Annotated in this window: 6 protein-coding genes and 1 pseudogene; 5 read left to right on the forward strand and 2 right to left on the reverse strand. The window is 40.8% G+C overall.

Annotation, left to right across the window (positions count from 1 at the left end):
* The 3 genes from B0181_RS12005 to B0181_RS01090 all read left to right on the forward strand — a co-directional run.
* Window positions 1–314 (forward strand): hypothetical protein (locus tag B0181_RS12005; RefSeq protein WP_428838608.1); only part of this gene is annotated, 314 nt, incomplete at its 5' end.
* Between the two features lie 82 nt (window positions 315–396).
* The gene (locus B0181_RS01085; protein WP_062501537.1) at window positions 397–669 is read left to right on the forward strand and encodes a hypothetical protein; all 273 of its coding nucleotides are present in this window, start codon (window positions 397–399) and stop codon (window positions 667–669) included.
* Window positions 670–680: 11 nt separating this feature from the next.
* Complete coding sequence (locus B0181_RS01090; protein ID WP_078275654.1) at window positions 681–977, forward strand: hypothetical protein; 297 nt, start codon at window positions 681–683, stop codon at window positions 975–977.
* 44 nt (window positions 978–1021) lie between these two features.
* Here the strand turns inward: B0181_RS01090 and B0181_RS01095 are convergent, their stop codons facing one another.
* Window positions 1022–1567 carry a hypothetical protein gene (locus B0181_RS01095; RefSeq protein WP_078275655.1) on the reverse strand — a complete coding sequence of 182 codons (546 nt, stop codon included), beginning with the start codon at window positions 1565–1567 and terminating at the stop codon, window positions 1022–1024.
* Window positions 1564–2541 carry a MobQ family relaxase gene (mobQ, locus tag B0181_RS01100; RefSeq protein WP_078275656.1) on the reverse strand — a complete coding sequence of 326 codons (978 nt, stop codon included), beginning with the start codon at window positions 2539–2541 and terminating at the stop codon, window positions 1564–1566. Before mobQ ends, B0181_RS01095 begins: the two co-directional genes overlap by 4 nt.
* A 259-nt stretch (window positions 2542–2800) precedes the next feature.
* On the opposite strand from mobQ, the pseudogene B0181_RS01105 reads away from it, so the two are divergent.
* Window positions 2801–3067: pseudogene (locus B0181_RS01105) on the forward strand (mobilization protein); the annotation flags it as partial.
* A gap of 407 nt (window positions 3068–3474) precedes the next feature.
* Window positions 3475–4369, forward strand: an 895-nt coding sequence (gene repM / locus B0181_RS01110; RefSeq protein ID WP_078275657.1) for a replication initiation protein RepM, incomplete at its 3' end; no start/stop codon positions are given.

The raw sequence follows: 4369 nt of genomic DNA on the forward strand, positions 1-4369 counted from the left end.
AGAAAGCCGAGAGAGAACGCAAAGAGCGTAAGAAAGCCGAACGACAAGCCCAAAGAGCCAAAGAACAGGCGGAGCAGTTAGCGAAAGACGAACAGGAACGCCAAGAGAAAGAGCGAGCCGAACAGCGTAAAAAATCATTCATTGAAATGTTTGAGAACCTAGACGAGCAATACCAAGAGCAAGCCCTTGATGAAGTCGCCAAGAACTTTGATAATAATATCTTTTCAAAGTGGTTCAAGGAAGCACGAGAGCAAGGAGTAGCCCACAAAGACCCCAAATTCATTGGTAAGTTTTATGAGTTGTTTGGGTGGTGAAAGTAAATCTTATTTCAGTTGATTTTAAAAAATATATCAATGTAGAATAAGTGAATTGTTTAATTTTAGAAGGGGTAAGACTATGCTCAAGAAAACATTAATTGTTTCAACAGCTTTACTTAATATGATATTATTTCCAGCAGTAGCCCAAGCCAAAACTTATACAGATACTGCAAAATGTGCAGTTATTGTGCATGATAAAAGTATTGCTCCTGCCAATCCACCACAATGGGTAACAGGTACAGGTACAGGAAAAACTAAAGCACTGGCTTGTACGGCTGCGAAAAAGAATGCAACGAGCAAAGCTCCAAGAGGCACTTATGCTCGTCATTGTGATTGTGGTAAGAAAATTTAAGGAGCTTTCAAATGCCTATTAGGTATGAAGAAGTAGTTAAAACTGTTGTTTTTGATGTAATTGATACTGATGATGATGGCTTGGTTTATAGACTTGAAGTTCTTAAATCCAGTAATGGTTTTAGGGGCGAATTATTTAGATTGGATACATTTTCCTTACAGTGTTCTTTTGTTGATAGTAAACCAGACGAAAGTTTTTATGTATTAGATACTCACTCACATTCTATAGATTTGGACGAAAAGATATTTGATGACGCACAAAGTTGTATTGATTTTGTTGCCAATGCCTTACAAGAAAACTTTTCTTAAAGAATTAAACCCATTATTGTTGAAATCAATAATGGGTTTTTTAATCACTTCAACTCCGCCACACAATACCTATCACCCTTACTGCCGTAATTGCATTTGCTTTCAATGACTTTTACGCATAACCGCTTGTCGCAATTACTGGTTTGTAGGCGTTGCAGGTTTTGGGCTTTCTCAATTTTGGCGGTTAAGTGGTCTAACTCGGCTCGTCTAGCCCCTATCTCGTCTAAACTTGGCACAAACCACAGCATAAAGCCCATACAGCACGCCATAAACACCGCAAAACCGCCAAAATACCAAAGGTTAGCACGCCAATCCAAATCCCTTTTGGCTCTCTCAATGTCTCTAACAACCCCCTGTAAGTTTTCAGAATGCCCCTGTAAGCGACTTAAGGGGCGTTCTAGGGCATTTTGGACACTATCCCTAGTCTGACCCACTACAACCCCCTTAAAATCGCTCCTAAGCGTTTCTAGGGCGGTTTTTTCGCTTTCTAGGGCTTTAATCGCTTTTTGAATGCTCTCATCTTGCTGTTTGGATTTCTCCAAAAGCCCTAAAACCACTTCAATCAGTTCGGTATTGTCTTGGTTGTTCATCGGCTAAATCCCCTATCTTGGTTCTGTCTTGATTGTTCAAGCTCTTGGGCTCGGCGTTCTCTCTCGGCTTGCTGTTCTGCCAATCGTGCCTGTTCTCGTTGCTCTAAACGCTCCTGTAAGCGATTTTGTAGGCTTGTCTGTGCTTTGGCTAGTAAATCACTTTCCGTCCCTTGTCGGGGCTCTGTGGGGCGTTCTAGGGCATTTTGGTGGTCTATTTGGGTGTTATATGCCCTGCGTTCATCATTTTGCTTGCTAATCTCGGTTTCTATCCCCTTTCGTCTCATTGCAGTTACTTGGGGCGTTTCGTGGATTTGCGGTATTTTGCCGTTTTCAAGTTCTTTGTGGCTACGGTGGTCTATCCGCTCGGCTATCCCTGCTCGCTCTAAATGGGTGTTTGCGATTTGCTCCCAATCTTGGCGAATGCTGATGATTTCCTTGCTTGACGATTGCAAGCCAAATTCTTTTCGCTTGGCGTTGGATAGTTCAAGGTCTATTTTTTCTGTTAAAACAAGGCGATTATCCGCCCCTAACTCGGCTTTTCTCGTGGTTAGCATTATGTGGGCGTGGTGGTTTCGCTCGTCCCCTGCTCGGCTTGGGGTGTGTATGGCAACATCTGCCACACAGCCATAACGGTTTGCTAGGTGCTGGGCGAACGCTATCGCCAATTCCTGCCGTTCTTGCTTGTTTAACTCGTGGGGTAGGGCAATAACAAACTCTTTGGCGGTTCTAGCGTCCTTGCGGTTCTCTCGCATTTCTGCCAAGTTCCATAACTCGCTACGGTCAATCTTAGCCCCTAGATTGCTGATAATTTGTGTATGGGCAATTTCTTGATGTATTGCCCTTTTGGTGTAGTCGTGGGTTAGCCCTGTTCTTTGGTCATGGATTTTTTCCCCTGAACGATAGGCGATACTAGCCGTTGCGGTTCGTCCGCTACTGCGTGATACATTATGAGCCGAACAGTGATAGATTGCCATAGACTTATTTTTTCTTTTGTCTTTTTAACTAACCGCCCAAAGGGCGGTTACGCCGTTAGGCGTATTGGGGGATTGCAAAGGGGGAACGCCTTGCCGAACTTGACTTGTAAACATTGTAGCGATAGCGGAAATGTTTTTCAAGTCGTAAGTGAGCCTTTCTGATAAGAAAGGCTCACTGCACCTAGCTAATATTGCGTAAAATTTCAAATTTTGCTATCCTAAAGGGCGTAATCCGTTTCTGATAAAAGTGGCTTAACCTATGGCTAAATCTATTGATGACAAAATAGCAGACTTTGAAACTAAGCTAAAACAGCTTAAAGAACAAAAGAAACTGGCTGAAAACCGTGAAAAGAAAAAAGCCAAAGAACAAGAAAGAAAAGATGAGACACGCAGAAAAATTCTGATAGGGTCAATGTATTTACAGAGAATGAAAAATGATGAGCAGTATAACCAAAACATACTGCAAGCATTGGATAGATATTTGACTGAAAACCGTGATAGAAAATTATTTGGGTTATCTGAATTACCAGTAGAACCTAAACAGGTTCAACAAGAGCAGTCAAAAGACCAAGATTATTTTGGTTCTTTCAATGGTTCTATTGGTTAAAAATACAAAGGAAAAATTCAAATTTTTGGTTAAAAAAAGAGCGAAGCGTTTTTTTTAATTTTGTATATATTTATAATAGTTTTATAGCCCCCCTGCAACCCTTGAAAATACTGGGGTTTCGAGGGGTATTTAACTAGGTTTATGCACCAATATGAATAGGTTTATGCACCAATATGAATAGGTTTATGCACCAATATGAATAGGTTTATGCACCAATATGAATAGGTTGAAAATAATTTTATTTTTAAATAGATGTATGATATAATTATTCAAATTTAAAATTGGGTGTATAAACCTATTTAAATATTATCTAAGATGTTGATTTTATGGGAAGTTTAATCGTTAAAGATAATGCGTTGATTGAGGCAAGCCATAGACTGGGCGAAGTTGAACAACGCCTAATCCTGCTCGCCATTTTGAAGGCTCGTAGCCAATGTAACACCATTGAGCAGTTGCAGGGGAGGACCTTAATTATTCACGCTGATGACTACATTCAAACATTTAATGTAGATAAATCAACAGCTTATAGGGTGTTGAAAAAGGCTGTTTTGAGCCTGTTTCGTGCTGAATGGGGTTATAAGTTTGTCAATGAAAAGGGCTTAACGCAGGTAGCCTATCGCCGTTTTATCCAGTCTGCCGACTATGTGGACGATGGGGCAACGGTGCATTTTAAATTTGCTGATGATACTGTTCCAATGCTTGTAGAGCTGGAAAGACGGTTTACCGTCTATGAGATTGAGCAAGTTGCCCAGCTGTCTAGCCAGTATGCAATGCGATTATATGAATTTTTTATGCGACATTTGGACAAAAAGACTAGCACAGGGTGGCTAGATATTTCCCTTGATGATTTGCGTTTTCGGTTCGGATTACTGCCGAACGAATACAAGACAATGAGTAATTTTAAGGCGTATGTATTGGATTTTGCCCTAAAAAAAATCAATGAACACACCGACTTATCAGCCACTTACACCCAAAAGAAACAAGGGCGGGTTATCGTTGGATTTCATTTTGAGTTTAAGCAAAAAGCCAATGCCAAACCTAAAAAGACCAAAGAAAACACCGACAGAGACCCTAACACCAAAGACATTTTTGATGGTTTAACCGATAAAGAGCGTGAAGTTGTCGCCAATAAGACCGCCTATGCAGACCAAAAGGGCATTACAGACCCTTTACACCGCCAAAACTTGATAAATCAGGGCTTAGAACAACACCGCCAAGCAG

This window comes from Moraxella caviae, from assembly GCF_002014985.1.
In the GTDB taxonomy this organism is placed as follows: Bacteria; Pseudomonadota; Gammaproteobacteria; order Pseudomonadales; family Moraxellaceae; genus Moraxella; species Moraxella caviae.